Raw genomic sequence first — 19094 nt, forward strand, 5'->3', positions numbered from 1 at the left:
GAACCTAGCTACCAATCTGGTGGCTTACCGCATTCTCTTGTCGGTTAAGGCGATTTTGCTCCTGCTTGGTGATGTGCCCACCATTCTGGCGAGCCATGCCCCGTTCTTCCTGACGAATCTGGCGGTCTTCCTTATGCAGATTGGCCGCCTGTCCCTTGGTCATTTCGCCTTCTTTGACTTCGTTATGGATTCGCTTGTTCTGGTTGGCCAGACGAGCATTTACCTCGGCTCGACGCGGGTGATCTTTTTTCCACTGGCCATCAGCAGCCATTGCATTACCGGCAACCATACCCACAACGGCGGACAACAAAACAGCAGCAAGCTTCTTAGACATGTTTGATTCCTACTGAACGCTTTAAGGGCTGGCCCGGTTGATTTGATCAGTACCGCCGGCCATGTAGTTACTGAGTCGTCCCTGGTTTCATAGACACGATTCAACTTCGACAGTTCACTCTCCCTGAAGCCTATAGGAAGCTGCCCAGTACGGGATCTTCAAGGAAGCATGTCCGAAAAATCCGTTCCCAAAAAAAAGGCCAGCGCGGTGCGCTGGCCTTTCTTCTGGCTCACCTCTTAGGAGAGAGCCGGACTCATTTATGGGTGTAAATGAGCAACTGTTTTGTGAACCTACAACGGATCAGAAGTCCAGGTTAGAGACTGCCAAGGCGTTGCTTTCGATGAAGTCACGACGTGGTTCGACCGCATCACCCATCAGGGTGTTGAAGATCTGGTCCGCGCCAATGGCGTCTTCGATGGTCACTTTGAGCATCCGGCGCGAGCCTGGATCCATCGTGGTTTCCCACAACTGATCCGGGTTCATCTCACCCAGACCTTTGTATCGCTGGATGGTGTGACGCTTGGTGCTTTCGGCCATCAACCATTCAAGGGCTTCCTTGAACTCGGTGACGGCTTTCTTGCGCTCGCCGCGCTGAATATAAGCGCCTTCGTCCAGAAGGGTGCTCAGCTGAGCGCCCAGGGAGACGACGGTCTTGTAGTCGTTGCTGCCGAAGAAGTCGCGGTTGAAGGTGACGTAGTTCGACAGGCCGTGGGAGATCAGTTCGACCTCAGGCAGCCAGACGTTACGTTCACGGTCTTCACGCAGGCTGGCTTTGTAGACCAGGCCGGATTTCTCGACGGTGCGCAGGCGAACTTCGTACTGGGCCAACCAGTTCTGCATCGCTGCGTGATCGGACAGTTGGTCCATGCTCACCGCTGGCAGGTAGATGAAGTGCTCGGTCAGTTCCTGCGGGTACAGGCGCGACAGACGCTTGAGAGTCTTCATGACCAGACGGAAGTCATTCACCAGACGCTCGAGGGCTTCGCCGGAGATACCCGGTGCTTCCTCGTTCAAGTGCAGGCTCGCATCTTCGAGGGCCGACTGCGTCATGTACTCTTCCATGGCGTCGTCGTCTTTGATGTATTGCTCTTGCTTGCCTTTCTTCACTTTGTACAACGGCGGCTGAGCGATGTAGATGTAGCCACGCTCAATCAGCTCCGGCAACTGACGGAAGAAGAAGGTCAGCAGCAGGGTGCGGATGTGCGAACCGTCGACGTCAGCATCGGTCATGATGATGATGTTGTGATAACGCAGCTTGTCGATGTTGTACTCGTCGCGGCCAATGCCGCAGCCCAGTGCGGTGATCAAGGTGCCTACTTCTTGCGAAGAGATCATCTTGTCGAAACGAGCCTTCTCGACGTTCAGGATCTTGCCCTTGAGGGGCAGAATCGCCTGGGTCTTGCGGTTACGTCCCTGCTTGGCGGAGCCGCCAGCAGAGTCACCTTCCACGAGGTACAGTTCGGACAGGGCAGGGTCTTTTTCCTGGCAGTCAGCCAGTTTGCCCGGCAGGCCGGCGATATCCAGCGCGCCTTTACGACGGGTCATCTCACGGGCTTTACGCGCCGCTTCACGAGCACGGGCCGCGTCGATCATCTTGCCGACAACCAGCTTGGCTTCGTTCGGGTTTTCCAGCAGGAAGTCGGAGAAGTACTTGCCCATTTCCTGTTCGACCGCGGTCTTCACTTCGGAAGAAACCAACTTGTCTTTGGTCTGGGAGCTGAACTTCGGATCCGGTACCTTGACCGAAATGATCGCGGTCAGGCCTTCACGGGCATCGTCACCGGTGGTGGCGACTTTGTGTTTCTTCGCCAGGCCTTCCGCTTCGATGTAGGTGTTCAGGTTACGTGTCAGTGCCGAACGGAAACCCACCAGGTGAGTACCGCCATCGCGCTGAGGAATGTTGTTGGTGAAGCACAACAGGTTCTCGTTGAAGCTGTCGTTCCACTGCAGGGCGATTTCCACGCCAATGCCGTCTTCACGCTGGATGTTGAAGTGGAACACCTGGTTGACCGGAGTCTTGTTGGTGTTCAGGTATTCAACGAACGCACGCAGGCCGCCTTCGTACTTGAACAGCTCGTCCTTGCCGCTGCGCTCGTCCTTGAGGACGATGCCGACACCGGAGTTGAGGAAGGACAGCTCACGAATCCGCTTGGCCAGGATGTCCCAGCTGAAGTGGATGTTCTTGAAGGTTTCAGCCGAAGGCTTGAAGTGAATCTGCGTACCAGTGGACTCGCTCTCACCAACGATTTTCATCGGTTCTTGCGGAACACCGTGGACGTAAGTCTGTTCCCAGATCTTGCCGCTACGGCGAACGGTCAGAATCAGTTCTTCGGACAGGGCGTTTACAACCGACACACCTACACCGTGCAGACCGCCGGATACTTTGTAGGAGTTGTCATCGAATTTACCGCCGGCGTGCAGCACGGTCATGATGACCTCGGCTGCCGAGACGCCTTCTTCTTTATGCACGTCTACCGGAATGCCGCGACCGTTGTCGCGCACGGTGATGGATTCGTCCGGGTGGATGATGATACTGATGTCGTCGCAATGACCAGCCAAAGCTTCGTCGATCGAGTTATCGACCACCTCGAACACCATGTGGTGCAGACCGCTGCCATCGTCGGTGTCACCAATGTACATACCGGGACGTTTGCGTACGGCATCCAGGCCTTTCAGCACTTTAATGCTCGTTGAGTCGTACGTATTTTCTTCGCTCATGCCTTCACTCCCGATGGTCGTGGGTCTGGGTGATACGGCCCTGTTCCACGTGGAACAGGGCGACTGGCGTTTCCGTCTGCCAGCCTTCCCTCAATAATTCGTGATCTACACAGGTGATAAAAACCTGGCAGCGTAAGTCTTCCAGCAAACGGCAAAGCGCGCGGCGGTGCTGCTCATCCAGCTCGGACGGCAAGTCATCCACCAGATAAATACATTGGCCACGCCGGGCCTGGCTGACCAAATGCCCTTGGGCAATCCGCAATGCACAGACCACCAACTTCTGCTGACCACGAGACAAGATGTCCGCGGCATTGTGTGCGCCCAATCGAAGACGCAAATCAGCGCGTTGTGGTCCGGCCTGGGTATGCCCCATTTGCTGATCCCGGTGAACGGACGCGGCGAGCACTGCACTCAGCTCTCGCTCTTTGTCCCAACCCCGGTAATAGCTAAGCGTTAAGCCCTCGAGTTCGACGAGTTCGCTCAAGGTCTGTTCAAAGACTGGTTTCAAGGCTTTGATATAAGCGCGGCGGTATTCATCAATTTCAGCGCTGGCCTGGCACAATTCTCTGTCCCAAACCGCTTGCGAAACGGCGTCAAGTGTACCATGCCGCAGCCAAGAGTTTCTCTGGCGCAGGGCCTTCTGCAAGCGCTGCCAAGTGGACATGAAACGCGGTTCCACGTGGAACACACCCCAATCCAGAAACTGTCGGCGAATTTTCGGCGCGCCTTCCAACAGGCGGAAGCTGTCGGGGTTGATCAACTGCAGCGGCAGGATTTCTGCCAGTTGCGCAGCACTGCGGGCGTTCTGCCCGTCGATGCGAATCTGAAACTCCCCTTGGCGGTCCCGGGATATCCCCAATGCGCTGTGCCCGCCCTCGGCCAATTCCACCTGACCAAACACCGTGCACGCTAACTGCTCGTACTGGATAACCGGTAAAAGTCGGGTACTGCGAAATGAACGGGCGAGCCCCAGCAGATGAATGGCTTCCAGAACACTGGTTTTGCCGCTGCCGTTGGCGCCGTACAGGATGTTGATGCGGGGGGAGGGGGAGAAGGTCACCGGGTGCAGATTGCGCACCGCAGTGACCGAGACACGACTGAGGGACATCTAGCGTCTGCTGAACATGTTTACAGGCGCATCGGCATGACAACGTAAGCCGAGTCGTCGTTGTCAGACTCTTGCACCAGCGCACTGCTGTTGGAGTCAGACAGGATCAAACGCACTTGCTCAGTGGTCATCACGCCCAGAACGTCGAGCAGATAGCTCACGTTGAAGCCGATTTCCAGCGAGCCACCGTTGTACTCAACGCCAACTTCTTCTTCCGCTTCTTCCTGTTCCGGGTTGTTCGCCTGGATCTTCAACTGACCGTTAGCCAGTTGCAGACGAATGCCGCGGTACTTCTCGTTGGACAGAATCGCGGTACGGCTGAACGCTTCACGCAGTGCCTGGCGGTCGCCCAATACCAGCTTGTCGCCGCCTTTTGGCAGAACGCGCTCGTAGTCAGGGAACTTGCCGTCGACCAGTTTCGAGGTAAAGGTGAACTCGCCGGTGGTGGCGCGAATATGGTGCTGGCCCAGAACGATGCTGACATTGCCGTCCGGCTCGGTCAGCAAACGCGCCAGTTCCAGAATACCTTTACGTGGAACGATTACCTGGTGGCGATCCGGCTGGCCGATGTCAGCCTGCATCGAGCACATGGCCAGACGGTGACCGTCAGTGGCCACGGCGCGGATGATACCTGCCGAGACTTCCAGCAACATGCCGTTGAGGTAGTAGCGAACGTCCTGCTGAGCCATGGCGAAGCTGGTGCGCTCGATCAAGCGACGCAGTTTGCTCTGCTCAAGGCTGCAGGTCAGCGAGCCCGGGCCTTCTTCCACCGTCGGGAAATCGTTGGCTGGCAACGTCGACAGGGTGAAGCGGCTACGGCCGGCTTTCACGACGAGTTTCTGCTCATCGACCTTGATGTCGATCAGCGCGTCGTTCGGCAGGCTCTTGCAGATGTCCATCAGCTTACGCGCCGGGACAGTGATTTCGCCCGGCTCGGCCGGCTCTTCGAGTTGCACACGACCGACCAGTTCGACTTCCAGGTCGGTACCGGTCAGCGACAACTGCTGGCCTTCGACAACCAGCAGCACGTTGGAAAGCACCGGCAAGGTCTGTCGGCGCTCGACGACGCCTGCGACCAGTTGCAGGGGTTTCAACAGGGCTTCGCGTTGAATGGTGAAATGCATGGTCTAGTCCCTTGCCTTAATAAGCTGCGCTGGTGTTCATCAAGTGGTCAGTGTACGCAGCAGGTTCTTGTAGTCCTCGCGGATGTCCGCGTCGGATTCCTTAAGTTCGTTGATCTTGCGGCATGCGTGCAAAACCGTAGTGTGGTCGCGGCCGCCAAACACGTCACCGATTTCCGGCAAGCTGTGGTTGGTCAGTTCCTTGGACAGTGCCATGGCCACTTGCCGTGGACGTGCAACCGAACGCGAACGGCGCTTGGACAGCAAATCCGAAATCTTGATCTTGTAGTACTCGGCGACAGTACGCTGAATGTTATCCACAGAGACCAGTTTGTCCTGAAGCGCCAGAAGGTCCTTCAGGGATTCGCGAATCAACTCGATGGTGATATCGCGGCCCATGAAGTGCGAGTGAGCGATCACGCGTTTGAGCGCGCCTTCGAGTTCACGGACGTTGGAACGAATACGCTGGGCGATGAAGAACGCAGCATCGTGCGGCAGGTCAACTTTAGCCTGGTCGGCCTTCTTCATCAGAATCGCGACGCGGGTTTCCAGTTCCGGCGGCTCGACGGCGACCGTCAGGCCCCAGCCGAAGCGCGACTTCAAGCGCTCTTCAAGGCCTTCGATTTCTTTCGGATAGCGGTCACTGGTGAGGATGACCTGTTGGCCACCTTCAAGCAGGGCGTTGAACGTGTGGAAGAATTCTTCCTGGGAACGTTCCTTGCGGGCGAAGAACTGAATGTCATCGATCAGCAGCGCATCGACCGAACGGTAGAAGCGCTTGAACTCGTTGATCGCGTTCAGCTGCAAGGCCTTGACCATGTCGGCCACGAAGCGCTCGGAATGCAGGTACACGACCTTGGCATTCGGGTTCTTCTTTAATAGGTGGTTACCCACAGCGTGCATCAAGTGGGTTTTACCCAAGCCAACGCCGCCATACAGGAACAGCGGGTTGTAACCGTGCTTGGGATTGTCCGCGACCTGCCAGGCTGCCGCGCGGGCCAGTTGGTTGGACTTACCTTCGACAAAGTTCTCGAAGGTAAAGGTGCGGTTCAGGTAACTGGTGTGCTTGAGCGCGCCTTCGACCTGCACGGTGCGTTGTTCTGCACGTACCGGTGCCTGTTGCGAGCTGGCGCCGGCCATTGGGTCGAAGCTGTCGCGGGACGGTTCTTCACTGACCTCGGCGTTTTTCTGCGTTGCACGCTTGGTTGGCGCAGCAGGTGCAGGTGCGCTGGCGGGTGCTGGTGCAGCCGCTGCCTGCGCTTGAGACGCCGCTGCTGCCAACGGTGCATTCGGCGCAGCACGAGGTGCTGAACTGCGTTTGCTGCCTATTAATAAGGAAAGCGCTGGCGCCATGCCATTGCCATGCTCATCCAGCAGCTCGAGCACGCGGCTCAGGTACTTTTCGTTGACCCAGTCGAGAACAAAACGATTCGGTGCGTAGACACGCAACTCGTCGCCTTCGGCTTCGACCTGTAGTGGACGGATCCAAGTGTTGAATTGTTGGGCAGGCAGCTCATCGCGCAAAAGCTCCACGCACTGCTGCCAAAGTTCCACTGACACGGATATCCCCTAAGTTGAAAGCCGGTGAGGCAAAAACAAGCGGCCATTGTAGCGACCAGACGCTGACTTATCCACACGTAGGTTGCTCACGGGTGTCGAAGAATCAACGCTTTATACGCAAAAAAGACGACCAATGGTCTGTGTATAAGCTCTGTGGATAAGCCCGCTTAAGCTCGTTGTACAAGTGGGGGGCAAACCCGGTGGATAACCTGCCTGTGGATAACCACCCATTCCACACACAGCTTATCCGACAGCGGAGCACAGGCTGAACACCGTTTTCCACTGTAGTTGTCATTCTCTGTACAGCACGTAATAGAAGGGCTGAAGGTAGTTATCCACAGAGGATGGCAGGTCTAGCTTTTATAAGTTTTACAGAAAAGCTTTAAATAATTCCCTTCTTTATTTTTATATCTAGCTGTCCACCTTTCAAGGACGAACCCTGCAGATATCCATTTAAAGGAAACGTTGGTTGGAAATTGACCTAGAGGCTTGCTTTCTCTAGAATCCCCGGTCTCTTAAAACGGGGGCCATTCCGGCCCGTTGTGGACGAACCAGGTAACACGACATGAAACGTACTTTCCAACCAAGCACTATCAAACGCGCTCGTACCCACGGTTTCCGTGCTCGCATGGCTACCAAGAACGGCCGTGCCGTCCTGTCGCGTCGTCGCGCCAAAGGTCGTGCGCGTCTGGCAGTTTGATAATCCGGTACTGGAGGTGAGTCAGGACTTCAGTCGGGAAAAGCGTTTGCTTACCCCCCGGCATTTCAAGGCAGTCTTTGACTCCCCTACCGGCAAGGTTCCGGGGAAAAATCTCCTGCTCCTTGCACGCACCAACGATCTCGATCACCCCCGTCTAGGGCTGGTTATCGGTAAAAAGAGTGTGAAGCTCTCCGTTGAGCGCAATCGCCTCAAACGTCTGATGCGCGAATCGTTTCGCCTCCACCAGGATTCTCTGGTTGGTTGGGATATCGTTATCGTCGCGCGCAAAGGTTTGGGCGATGTAGAAAACCCCGAATTGATTCAGCATTTCGGCAAACTCTGGAAACGTCTGGCACGCAGCACGCCGGTACCAGCAGTCAAAACCGAAACTGTAGGGGTAGACAGCACTGATGCGTAAACTGGCGCTCGTTCCGATCCAGTTTTATCGCTATGCCATTAGTCCTTTGATGGCCAGCCACTGTCGTTTCTACCCCAGTTGTTCCTGCTACGCGTATGAAGCCATAGAAAATCATGGCCTTCTGCGCGGTGGCTGGCTGACCTTTCGTCGTTTAGGTCGCTGTCATCCGTGGAATCCCGGTGGTTATGACCCGGTTCCATCTATCCCTACCTCCCGTTCTTCTTCGATGGCCGAGTAATCATGGATATTAAACGCACGATCCTGATCGTCGCCCTGGCAATCGTGTCCTACGTTATGGTTCTGAAATGGAACCAGGACTATGGTCAGGCTGCCCTGCCGACTCAGAATGTTGCTTCCAATCAGGCTGCCCCGGCTATTCCGGACACGCCACTTGGTAACAATGCTGCCGCCAGTGCCGATGTACCCAGCGCGAATACCGATATCAGTGCTCCTGCCGCAACGCCGGTAGTCACCAATAAAGACCTCATCCACGTTAAAACGGATGTGCTCGAACTGGCTATCGATCCTCAAGGTGGTGATATCGCCCAGCTGATGCTGCCGCTGTATCCACGTCGTCAGGACCATCCGGAAATTCCGTTCCAGCTGTTTGATAACGGTGGCGAACGTACTTACCTGGCCCAAAGCGGCCTGACCGGTACCAACGGTCCGGATGCTCGCGCTACCGGTCGTCCGGTTTACTCGACCGAACAGAAGACTTATCAACTGGCTGATGGCCAGAACCAGCTCAACGTTGACCTGAAATTCAGCGACGCTGGCGTCAATTACATCAAGCGCTTCAGCTTTACTCGCGGTCTGTACGATCTGAAAGTCACTTATCTGATCGACAACACCAGCGATAAAGCCTGGACGGGCAACCTGTTTGCCCAGCTCAAGCGCGATGCAAGTGCCGATCCTTCTTCCACAACCGCTACCGGTACTGCGACTTACCTGGGCGCAGCCCTGTGGACAAGTGCAGAGCCGTACAAAAAAGTGTCGATGAAAGATATCGACAAGGCGTCGTTGAAAGAAACCGTTAACGGTGGCTGGGTCGCCTGGCTGCAACACTATTTCGTGACTGCCTGGATTCCAGCCAAGAACGACAGCAACGTGGTGCAGACTCGCAAAGACAGCCAAGGCAACTACATCATCGGTTTCACTGGCCCGGTATTGTCCGTTGCGCCAGGTGCCAAGGCTGAAACCAGCGCTACGTTGTACGCAGGTCCGAAAAGCCAGGCGATACTGAAAGAGTTATCCCCTGGTCTGGAACTGACGGTCGACTACGGCATTCTGTGGTTCATCGCCCAGCCGATCTTCTGGCTGTTGCAACATATCCACGCGATCGTTGGTAACTGGGGCTGGTCGATCATCTTCCTGACCATGCTGATCAAGGGGATCTTCTTCCCGCTGTCGGCCGCCAGCTACAAATCCATGGCGCGCATGCGTGCAGTGGCGCCGAAACTGGCTGCGCTGAAAGAACAACATGGCGACGACCGGCAGAAAATGTCGCAAGCCATGATGGAGCTGTACAAGAAAGAGAAGATCAATCCACTGGGTGGTTGCTTGCCAATCCTCGTGCAGATGCCGGTTTTCCTTTCGCTGTACTGGGTACTCCTCGAAAGCGTGGAAATGCGCCAGGCACCGTTCATGCTGTGGATTACTGACCTGTCGATCAAGGATCCGTTCTTCATTCTGCCGATCATCATGGGCGCAACCATGTTCATCCAGCAGCAGCTGAACCCGACTCCTCCGGATCCGATGCAGGCCAAGGTGATGAAGCTGATGCCAATCATCTTCACCTTCTTCTTCCTGTGGTTCCCTGCGGGTCTGGTGCTGTACTGGGTTGTGAACAACTGCCTGTCCATCACCCAACAGTGGTACATCACACGTAAGATTGAAGCGGCTACCAAAAAAGCGGCTGCATAACTTACTCTGTGGATAACCACTCAAAACGCCCCCTAGTGGGGCGTTTTGCTATCCGTCATTTTTATCTGGATATCGAATCATGAGCGCTCCTCGTGAAACCATTGCCGCCGTCGCCACTGCTCAAGGCCGTGGTGGTGTCGGTATCGTCCGTATTTCCGGACCGCTGGCGAGTGTTGCGGCGAAAGCCATCAGCGGTCGCGAACTGAAACCGCGGTTCGCCCATTACGGCCCGTTTCTCAGTGAAAACGAGGAAGTGCTGGACGAAGGCATCGCCTTGTATTTTCCTGGACCGAATTCGTTCACCGGCGAAGATGTGCTGGAACTCCAGGGCCACGGCGGGCCGATCGTTCTGGATATGTTGCTGCAGCGCTGCCTGCAATTGGGTTGCCGTCTGGCCCGGCCGGGTGAATTTAGCGAACGCGCCTTTCTCAACGACAAACTCGACCTGGCCCAGGCCGAGGCCATCGCTGATTTGATCGAAGCGAGTTCTGCACAGGCTGCCCGAAATGCATTGCGTTCGTTGCAAGGCGCATTTTCGCAGCGTGTGCATAACCTCACCGAGCAATTAATTGCATTGCGGATCTACGTTGAGGCGGCGATCGACTTCCCAGAAGAAGAAATCGACTTCCTTGCCGATGGCCATGTGCTGAAGATGCTTGACGCGGTGCGTGATGAGTTATCCACCGTGTTGCGTGAAGCCGGGCAGGGCGCATTGCTGCGTGACGGCATGACCGTGGTGATTGCCGGTCGTCCTAACGCCGGCAAATCCAGTCTGCTCAACGCATTGGCCGGCCGAGAAGCGGCGATTGTTACCGAGATTGCCGGCACGACCCGGGACATTCTGCGCGAACATATCCACATCGACGGTATGCCGCTGCATGTGGTCGACACCGCTGGTTTGCGCGATACCGAAGACCAGGTCGAGAAAATCGGCGTGGAACGGGCATTGAAGGCTATCAGCGAGGCAGATCGGGTGTTGCTGGTGGTCGATACCACCGCGCCAGAGGCACTTGATCCTTTTGCCTTGTGGCCTGAATTCCTCGAGCAGCGCCCGGATCCGGCCAAAGTGACCTTGATCCGCAATAAGGCAGACCTGACCGGTGAAGCGATAGCGCTGGAAGTCAGTGAAGATGGCCATGTGACCATCAGCCTGAGCGCCAGGTCGGCAGGCGAAGGGCTGGAGCTGCTGCGCGACCATCTCAAGGCCTGCATGGGCTATGAGCAGACCTCGGAAAGCAGCTTCAGCGCCCGCCGGCGTCATCTGGAGGCTCTGCGCCATGCCAGTGCCTCACTCGAGCATGGACGTGCGCAGCTGACCTTGGCCGGTGCTGGAGAGCTGCTGGCTGAAGATTTGCGTCAGGCACAGCAGTCGTTGGGTGAAATTACCGGCGAATTCAGCTCCGACGACCTGCTGGGAAGGATCTTTTCCAGCTTCTGCATCGGTAAATAGCCTCACCTCTCCCTCCGTAGGAGCCGAGCTTGCTCGCGAGGCGGTGTGTCTGACACACCGTTTTGCTTAAATCGCAGGCAAGCCAGCTCCCACAAGTCCGTGTAACTCCTAAATTTTTCGCATTGCCGAGCGGCATCGACCGCCTCGGTGGTTTCCCCGTGGGTGGAATTTGCTCCTTTCAGCGCTTTTCTGTGGATTAAGCCCTGTGAATAACTGCCACTGAGCACGGTTGATAACAGGGCCTCAAAACTGAGGAAAACCACCTCTGTGGATAACCACCACATTCATCCACAGGCTTACACCGGTTATCCAAGGGCCTCCTTGGCACATGACCACAGGGTTTTGAATCTCTGTACACATTGAAAACAAAGGGCTATGTGAATCTATCCACAGAAAGGTAGGCCAGTAGAAATAAACATAAAAACAAAGATTTAATAAATTTCTCTCTTTTTAATTTCTATTACCCTGACTTCTCCACAGCTGGTTAAATTTTGTGCAAAGGGTTCTTTAGAAAGGGCGAAGTCCCTATACTTGTCGACCAGGTCCAAAAACCTGAGCTCAAACTATTCCTGAATTACCTACTTAAGCAGGCACGAGGTGCGTGGTGGATTTCCCTTCCCGTTTTGAAGTGATCGTCATCGGCGGCGGTCATGCCGGTACCGAGGCAGCACTGGCCTCAGCACGTATGGGGGCTAAAACCCTGTTGCTGACGCATAACGTGGAAACCCTCGGTGCCATGAGTTGCAACCCGGCCATTGGCGGGATCGGCAAAAGCCACCTGGTCAAGGAAATCGATGCCCTCGGCGGCGCGATGGCCATGGCTACCGATAAAGGTGGTATTCAGTTCCGCGTCTTGAACAGTCGCAAAGGCCCAGCCGTGCGCGCTACTCGCGCCCAGGCCGACCGCGTTCTGTACAAGGCCGCTGTCCGCGAAATCCTGGAAAACCAGCCGAACCTGTGGATATTTCAACAGGCTGCTGACGATCTGATCGTCGAGCAGGAACAAGTCCGTGGTGTGGTTACCCAGATGGGCCTGCGTTTCTTCGCCGATTCCGTGGTGTTGACCACTGGCACGTTCCTCGGTGGACTTATCCACATCGGTTTGCAGAATTTTTCCGGCGGTCGCGCCGGTGATCCACCATCGATCGCACTGGCTCACCGTCTGCGTGAACTGCCATTGCGTGTGGGTCGTTTGAAAACCGGTACTCCGCCGCGTATCGACGGCCGCTCTGTGGATTTCTCGGTGATGACCGAGCAACCGGGCGATACGCCGATCCCGGTGATGTCGTTCATGGGCAACAAGGAACAGCATCCACAGCAGGTCAGTTGCTGGATTACCCATACGAATGCGCGTACCCACGAAATCATTGCCGCGAACCTCGACCGTTCGCCTATGTATTCCGCTGCCGGTGAGATCGAAGGCATTGGCCCGCGTTACTGCCCGTCAATCGAAGACAAGATCCACCGCTTTGCCGACAAGGAAAGCCATCAGGTCTTCATCGAGCCGGAAGGTCTGACCACCCACGAGCTGTACCCGAACGGGATATCCACATCCTTGCCGTTCGACGTGCAATTGCAGATCGTGCAGTCGATTCGCGGCATGGAAAATGCCCATATCGTTCGCCCGGGCTACGCCATCGAGTACGACTACTTCGATCCGCGTGACCTGAAGTACAGCCTGGAAACCAAAGTTATCGGCGGCCTGTTCTTCGCCGGGCAAATCAACGGCACCACCGGTTACGAAGAAGCCGGCGCCCAAGGTTTGCTGGCCGGGGCCAACGCGGCATTGCGTGCCCAGGGCAAAGACAGCTGGTGCCCGCGTCGCGACGAGGCGTACATCGGTGTATTGGTCGACGACCTGATTACCCTGGGTACTCAGGAGCCGTACCGGATGTTCACATCCCGCGCCGAATACCGTTTGATCCTGCGCGAAGACAACGCCGACCTGCGCTTGACCGAAAAAGGTCGCGAGTTGGGGCTGGTGGATGACGTGCGCTGGGCGGCTTTCTGCAAAAAACGCGAAAGCATTGAACTGGAAGAACAACGCCTGAAAAGTACCTGGGTTCGTCCCGGTACTGAACAGGGCGATGCGATCGCCGAAAAATTCGGCACACCGCTGACTCACGAATACAACTTGCTGAACCTGCTGACTCGTCCGGAAATCGACTACGCTGGTCTGATCTCGGTGACAGGCGCCGGTGCAGAAGATCCACAGGTCGCCGAACAGGTCGAAATCAAGACCAAGTACGCCGGTTACATCGATCGCCAGCAAGATGAAATCGCTCGCCTGCGGGCCAGCGAAGACACCAAATTGCCTGTGGATATCGATTACACGAACATCTCCGGTCTCTCCAAAGAGATCCAGAGCAAGCTCGGCGCGACCCGTCCAGAAACCCTGGGCCAGGCTTCGCGGATTCCGGGCGTGACCCCGGCAGCGATTTCGCTGTTGATGATTCATTTGAAAAAACGCGGCGCGGGCCGTCAGTTGGAGCAAAGCGCTTGAGTTCGATGGTCACCTCGCAACACGCCGAAGAGTTATCCACAGGTGCTCGCCAGCTCGGTGTCAACCTGACAGAAACCCAGCACGCGCAGTTGCTGGGTTATCTGGCCCTGTTGATCAAATGGAACAAGGCCTACAACCTCACGGCCGTGCGTGATCCGGACGAAATGGTTTCGCGGCACCTGCTCGACAGCCTGAGCGTGATGTCCTTCATCGAAAACGGCCGCTGGCTGGATGTAGGCAGCGGCGGCGGCATGCCGGGCATTCCACTGGCGATCCTGTTTCCCGAGTCGCAAGTGACGTGCCTGGACAGCAATGGCAAGAAAACCCGCTTCCTGACTCAGGTCAAACTCGAACTCAAACTGGATAACCTGCAAGTTATCCACAGTCGCGTCGAAGCCTTCACGCCTGAACTGCCGTTCAACGGGATCATTTCCCGGGCATTCAGCAGCATGGAGAATTTCAGCAACTGGACTCGCCACTTGGGCGATAACGATACGCGTTGGCTGGCAATGAAGGGCGTTCATCCCGCCGATGAGCTGGTAGCATTGCCGGCAGACTTCCACCTCGATAGCGAACACGCCCTGGCCGTACCCGGTTGCCAAGGCCAACGCCATCTGCTGATACTGCGCCGCACGGCATGATTGGGAACACAAGCAAGAATGGCTAAGGTATTCGCGATAGCGAACCAAAAGGGTGGTGTGGGCAAGACCACCACCTGTATCAACCTCGCAGCATCCCTGGTCGCGACCAAGCGTCGGGTGTTGTTGATCGATCTTGATCCACAGGGCAACGCCACCATGGGTAGCGGTGTGGATAAACACGGTCTGGAAAACTCGGTCTACGACCTGTTGATCGGCGAATGCGACCTGGCCCAGGCCATGCACTTCTCCGAACACGGTGGTTACCAGTTGTTGCCGGCCAACCGCGATTTGACGGCGGCTGAAGTCGTTCTGCTGGAAATGCAGATGAAGGAAAGCCGTCTGCGCAGTGCTTTGGCGCCGATCCGTGAGAACTACGATTACATTTTGATCGACTGCCCACCGTCGCTGTCGATGCTCACGCTCAATGCTCTGGTCGCCTCCGACGGGGTAATTATCCCCATGCAGTGCGAGTATTTCGCGCTCGAAGGGTTGAGCGACCTTGTGGATAACATCAAGCGTATCGCTGAATTGCTGAATCCGAACCTGAAAATCGAAGGCCTGCTGCGGACCATGTATGACCCGCGCCTGAGCCTGATGAACGACGTATCGGCGCAGCTCAAGGAACACTTCGGCGAGCAACTGTACGACACCGTGATACCACGCAACATCCGTCTGGCCGAAGCGCCAAGTTATGGCATGCCGGCGTTGGCCTATGACAAACAATCCCGTGGCGCACTGGCCTATCTGGCCCTGGCGGGCGAGATGGTTCGTCGTCAACGCAAAAATTCACGCATTGCCGCTGCTCAGGCAACTTAAGGAATCCCCATGGCCGTCAAGAAACGAGGTCTCGGACGTGGACTGGATGCACTGCTGAGTGGTCCGACTGTCAGTTCGCTTGAAGAGCAAGCGGTGCAGGCCGATCAGCGTGAGCTGCAACACCTGCCGCTGGACCTGATCCAGCGCGGCAAGTACCAACCGCGTCGCGACATGGATCCCCAGGCGCTGGAAGAACTGGCGCAGTCGATCAAGGCTCAGGGCGTGATGCAGCCGATCGTGGTTCGCCCGATCGGTGCCGGACGCTTTGAAATCATCGCCGGCGAACGCCGCTGGCGCGCAAGTCAGCAGGCTGGCCAGGAAACCATCCCGGCGATGGTCCGCGATGTGCCGGATGAAACCGCGATCGCCATGGCGCTGATCGAGAACATCCAGCGTGAAGACCTCAATCCGATCGAGGAAGCGGTCGCCCTGCAGCGTTTGCAGCAGGAATTCCAGCTGACTCAGCAGCAAGTCGCCGAGGCTGTGGGTAAATCCCGCGTGACGGTGGCCAACTTGTTGCGCCTGATTGCATTGCCGGAAGTCATCAAGACCATGCTGTCCCACGGCGACCTGGAAATGGGTCATGCCCGTGCATTGCTCGGTTTGCCGGAAAATCAACAGGTTGAAGGGGCGCGACATGTTGTCGCACGCGGCCTCACCGTGCGCCAGACCGAGGCGCTGGTTCGCCAGTGGTTGAGTGGTAAACCGGCGCCTGCCGAACCCGTCAAACCTGACCCGGATATCGCTCGTCTCGAACAGCGCCTGGCAGAGCGCCTAGGCTCTGCGGTGCAGATCCGCCACGGGAAGAAGGGCAAAGGGCAGTTGGTGATTGGTTACAACTCCCTCGACGAGCTTCAGGGTGTCCTCGCGCATATCCGCTGAAACATTTCCTCATGTAGCGCGAAGTTCGAAATCACTACCTGACAGTTGAATAGGGGCTGAACCGCCCCTATACTCTGCGCGCATTTTGTCGGCACAAATTATGCCAAGTTATTGAATTCTGGCAGCCGGCCTTTGAGGAGTAAAAGTGATGGAAAACCGCACGCCAGACCGCTTGCCGTTCCATCGCTTGGCGGTTTTTCCGGTGTTATTGGCGCAATTTGTCGTTTTGCTGCTTGCCGCTTTGGCGCTCTGGCAATGGCATGGAGTCGTAGCCGGATACTCAGGACTCTGCGGAGGCCTGATAGCCTTGCTTCCCAATGTTTATTTCGCTCACAGGGCATTTCGGTTTTCCGGCGCCCGAGCAGCTCAAGCCATCGTCCGGTCTTTTTATGCCGGCGAGGCGGGCAAACTGATTTTGACGGCAGTGCTCTTTGCATTGACGTTCGCAGGTGTGAAGCCATTGGCGCCGCTAGCTGTATTCGGCGTCTTCGTGCTGACCCAACTGGTCAGCTGGTTCGCTCCCCTGCTAATGAGAACAAGACTTTCGAGACCTTAGGGCGTTTGAGGCAACCATGGCAGCAGAATCCGCTTCGGGCTATATCCAGCACCACTTGCAAAACCTGACCTTCGGTCAGCTACCTACCGGCGGCTGGGGCTTTGCCCACACCGCAGCAGAAGCCAAGGCAATGGGCTTCTGGGCTTTCCACGTCGATACCCTCGGCTGGTCGGTCGCGTTGGGTCTGATCTTCGTTCTTCTTTTCCGCATGGCGGCAAAGAAGGCGACTTCCGGTATCCCGGGTGCCTTGCAGAACTTCGTTGAAGTATTGGTCGAATTCGTCGACAGCAGCGTGAAAGACAGCTTCCATGGCCGTAGCCCGGTGGTTGCACCTCTGGCACTGACCATCTTCGTCTGGGTGTTCATGATGAACGCCATCGACCTGGTACCGGTCGACTGGATCCCGCAACTGGCTGCGGCCATTTCCGGCAACCACGAGATCCCGTTCCGCGCCGTGTCGACCACCGACCCGAACGCTACGCTGGCCATGGCCTTCTCGGTATTCGCGCTGATCATTTTCTACAGCATCAAAATCAAGGGCATCGGCGGCTTCATCGGCGAACTGACCCTGCACCCGTTCGGCAGCAAGAACATTCTCGTTCAAGCCCTGCTGATTCCGGTGAACTTCCTGCTGGAATTCGTGACGCTGATTGCCAAGCCAATCTCGCTGGCACTGCGTCTGTTCGGCAACATGTACGCTGGCGAGCTGGTGTTTATCCTGATCGCCGTGATGTTCGGCAGCGGCCTGCTCTGGCTTAGCGGCCTGGGCATTGTGCTGCAGTGGGCGTGGGCTGTGTTCCACATCCTGATCATCACCCTGCAGGCGTTTATCTTCATGATGCTGACCATCGTCTACCTGTCGATGGCGCACGAAGAGAACCATTAAGACCGGCTTCGGCTAGTCTGATGTCCCTCTCGCCTCGGTGAGAGGGGGCCCGTACCGGGCTCGATGAAACGATTTGTTTTACCGCTTTAATCTAAAAAACCTAAACCATACGACGTAAAAGTCGGGAGGAAAGATGGAAACTGTAGTTGGTCTAACCGCTATCGCTGTTGCACTGTTGATCGGCCTGGGCGCACTGGGTACCGCAATTGGTTTCGGCCTGTTGGGTGGCAAGTTCCTGGAAGGCGCAGCGCGTCAGCCAGAAATGGTTCCAATGCTGCAAGTTAAAATGTTCATCGTTGCCGGTCTGCTCGACGCCGTAACCATGATCGGCGTTGGTATCGCTCTGTTCTTCACCTTCGCGAACCCTTTCGTTGGTCAACTCGCTCACTAATCACTCGGATTTTCGAGTTGAGCAAGTCTGATGGACAACGAACGAGCGAGGTGTTGGCGTGAACATTAATGCAACCCTGATTGGCCAGTCCGTTGCGTTCTTCATTTTTGTACTGTTTTGCATGAAGTTCGTGTGGCCTCCGGTCATCGCGGCTTTGCACGAACGTCAGAAGAAGATCGCGGATGGACTGGACGCTGCCTCCCGAGCAGCTCGCGACCTGGAATTGGCCCAAGATAAAGTGGGTCAACAACTGCGCGAAGCTAAAGCTCAGGCAGCCGAAATCATTGAGCAAGCCAAGAAACGCGGTAATCAGATCGTCGAAGAGGCTGTTGATAAAGCCCGTGTCGACGCTGAACGTGTGAAGGTGCAGGCTCAGGCCGAGATCGAGCAGGAACTGAACAGTGTTAAAGACGCGCTGCGTGCCCAACTGGGTGCTCTGGCCGTTGGCGGCGCCGAGAAGATCCTGGGTGCCACAATCGATCAAAACGCGCACGCGGAGCTGGTAAACAAACTGGCTGCTGAAATTTAAGCGAGGGCGATCATGGCAGAACTGACCACGTTGGCCCGACCTTACGCTAAGGCAGCCTTCGAGCACGCCCAGGCCCACCAGCAACTGGCCTCTTGGTCAGCCATGCTCGGCCTGGCTGCAGCAGTGTCGCAAGACGACACCATGCAGCGCGTGCTCAAGGCCCCGCGACTGACGAGCGCAGACAAGGCCGCCACGTTTATCGACGTGTGCGGCGACAAGTTTGATGCCAAGGCACAGAACTTCATTAACGTCGTTGCCGAAAACGACCGTCTCCTGCTGTTGCCGGAGATCGCCGCTCTGTTTGACCTGTACAAGGCCGAACAAGAGAAGTCGGTAGACGTTGAAGTGACCAGTGCTTTTGCATTGAACCAAGAACAGCAAGACAAACTCGCCAAGGTTCTCAGTGCACGACTCGACCGGGAAGTGCGCCTGCAAGTTGCGGAAGACAAATCCCTCATCGGGGGCATTGTCATTCGCGCCGGCGACCTGGTTATCGATGGCTCGGTTCGCGGCAAACTCGCGAACCTTGCCGAAGCATTGAAATCTTGAGTTTGAAGG

Annotated in this window: 19 protein-coding genes; 14 read left to right on the forward strand and 5 right to left on the reverse strand. The window is 56.3% G+C overall.

Annotated features, from left to right (window positions below; translation table 11 throughout):
- Positions 1 to 4: 4 nt before the first annotated feature.
- The 5 genes from AC1DIG_RS10135 to dnaA all read right to left on the reverse strand — a co-directional run bounded on the left by AC1DIG_RS10135 (position 5) and on the right by dnaA (position 6841).
- A complete protein-coding gene (locus AC1DIG_RS10135) occupies positions 5 to 334 on the reverse strand; it encodes a hypothetical protein (protein WP_477767194.1) in 330 nt (109 codons plus the stop codon).
- Positions 335 to 634: 300 nt separating this feature from the next.
- A complete protein-coding gene (gene gyrB, locus AC1DIG_RS10140) occupies positions 635 to 3052 on the reverse strand; it encodes a DNA topoisomerase (ATP-hydrolyzing) subunit B (protein ID WP_477767195.1) in 2418 nt (805 codons plus the stop codon).
- Positions 3053 to 3056: 4 nt separating this feature from the next.
- Positions 3057 to 4160, reverse strand: a complete 1104-nt coding sequence (gene recF / locus AC1DIG_RS10145; protein ID WP_019694407.1) for a DNA replication/repair protein RecF — start codon at positions 4158 to 4160, stop codon at positions 3057 to 3059.
- A gap of 20 nt (positions 4161 to 4180) precedes the next feature.
- Positions 4181 to 5284, reverse strand: a complete 1104-nt coding sequence (gene dnaN / locus AC1DIG_RS10150) for a DNA polymerase III subunit beta (RefSeq protein WP_044460382.1) — start codon at positions 5282 to 5284, stop codon at positions 4181 to 4183.
- Between the two features lie 39 nt (positions 5285 to 5323).
- A complete protein-coding gene (dnaA, locus tag AC1DIG_RS10155; protein ID WP_477767196.1) occupies positions 5324 to 6841 on the reverse strand; it encodes a chromosomal replication initiator protein DnaA in 1518 nt (505 codons plus the stop codon).
- Between the two features lie 565 nt (positions 6842 to 7406).
- Between dnaA and rpmH the strand changes: the two genes are divergently transcribed.
- From rpmH to AC1DIG_RS10225, 14 genes are all read left to right on the forward strand, one after another.
- Positions 7407 to 7541 (forward strand): 50S ribosomal protein L34, encoded by a 135-nt coding sequence (gene rpmH, locus AC1DIG_RS10160; protein ID WP_003213577.1) that lies wholly within the window; start codon positions 7407 to 7409, stop codon positions 7539 to 7541.
- Between the two features lie 16 nt (positions 7542 to 7557).
- A complete protein-coding gene (gene rnpA / locus AC1DIG_RS10165) occupies positions 7558 to 7959 on the forward strand; it encodes a ribonuclease P protein component (RefSeq protein ID WP_031319651.1) in 402 nt (133 codons plus the stop codon).
- On the forward strand, positions 7952 to 8197 hold the full coding sequence (yidD, locus tag AC1DIG_RS10170; RefSeq protein WP_052966011.1) for a membrane protein insertion efficiency factor YidD: 246 nt from the start codon (positions 7952 to 7954) through the stop codon (positions 8195 to 8197). Before rnpA ends, yidD begins: the two co-directional genes overlap by 8 nt.
- Before the next feature lie 2 nt (positions 8198 to 8199).
- A complete protein-coding gene (gene yidC / locus AC1DIG_RS10175) occupies positions 8200 to 9882 on the forward strand; it encodes a membrane protein insertase YidC (protein ID WP_054594863.1) in 1683 nt (560 codons plus the stop codon).
- Between the two features lie 79 nt (positions 9883 to 9961).
- Positions 9962 to 11332, forward strand: coding sequence for a tRNA uridine-5-carboxymethylaminomethyl(34) synthesis GTPase MnmE (gene mnmE / locus AC1DIG_RS10180; protein ID WP_477767197.1), 1371 nt, complete (start codon positions 9962 to 9964; stop codon positions 11330 to 11332).
- Between the two features lie 604 nt (positions 11333 to 11936).
- Complete coding sequence (gene mnmG, locus AC1DIG_RS10185) at positions 11937 to 13835, forward strand: tRNA uridine-5-carboxymethylaminomethyl(34) synthesis enzyme MnmG (protein ID WP_427534566.1); 1899 nt, start codon at positions 11937 to 11939, stop codon at positions 13833 to 13835.
- A gap of 5 nt (positions 13836 to 13840) precedes the next feature.
- On the forward strand, positions 13841 to 14476 hold the full coding sequence (gene rsmG, locus AC1DIG_RS10190) for a 16S rRNA (guanine(527)-N(7))-methyltransferase RsmG (protein WP_477767300.1): 636 nt from the start codon (positions 13841 to 13843) through the stop codon (positions 14474 to 14476).
- An 18-nt stretch (positions 14477 to 14494) separates the two neighbouring features.
- Positions 14495 to 15292, forward strand: coding sequence for a ParA family protein (locus AC1DIG_RS10195; protein ID WP_019694399.1), 798 nt, complete (start codon positions 14495 to 14497; stop codon positions 15290 to 15292).
- Positions 15293 to 15301: 9 nt separating this feature from the next.
- Complete coding sequence (locus AC1DIG_RS10200) at positions 15302 to 16174, forward strand: ParB/RepB/Spo0J family partition protein (protein WP_477767198.1); 873 nt, start codon at positions 15302 to 15304, stop codon at positions 16172 to 16174.
- 148 nt (positions 16175 to 16322) lie between these two features.
- On the forward strand, positions 16323 to 16730 hold the full coding sequence (locus tag AC1DIG_RS10205) for a F0F1 ATP synthase subunit I (protein ID WP_477767199.1): 408 nt from the start codon (positions 16323 to 16325) through the stop codon (positions 16728 to 16730).
- 16 nt (positions 16731 to 16746) lie between these two features.
- On the forward strand, positions 16747 to 17616 hold the full coding sequence (gene atpB / locus AC1DIG_RS10210) for a F0F1 ATP synthase subunit A (protein ID WP_477767200.1): 870 nt from the start codon (positions 16747 to 16749) through the stop codon (positions 17614 to 17616).
- Positions 17617 to 17749: 133 nt separating this feature from the next.
- Positions 17750 to 18007, forward strand: coding sequence for a F0F1 ATP synthase subunit C (gene atpE, locus AC1DIG_RS10215; RefSeq protein ID WP_019694395.1), 258 nt, complete (start codon positions 17750 to 17752; stop codon positions 18005 to 18007).
- 58 nt (positions 18008 to 18065) lie between these two features.
- Positions 18066 to 18536 carry a F0F1 ATP synthase subunit B gene (locus AC1DIG_RS10220; protein ID WP_477767201.1) on the forward strand — a complete coding sequence of 157 codons (471 nt, stop codon included), beginning with the start codon at positions 18066 to 18068 and terminating at the stop codon, positions 18534 to 18536.
- Between the two features lie 12 nt (positions 18537 to 18548).
- Complete coding sequence (locus AC1DIG_RS10225; RefSeq protein ID WP_477767202.1) at positions 18549 to 19085, forward strand: F0F1 ATP synthase subunit delta; 537 nt, start codon at positions 18549 to 18551, stop codon at positions 19083 to 19085.
- The last annotated feature ends 9 nt before the right edge of the window (positions 19086 to 19094 follow it).

It is taken from the genome of Pseudomonas sp. 05N431 (genome assembly GCF_056397005.1).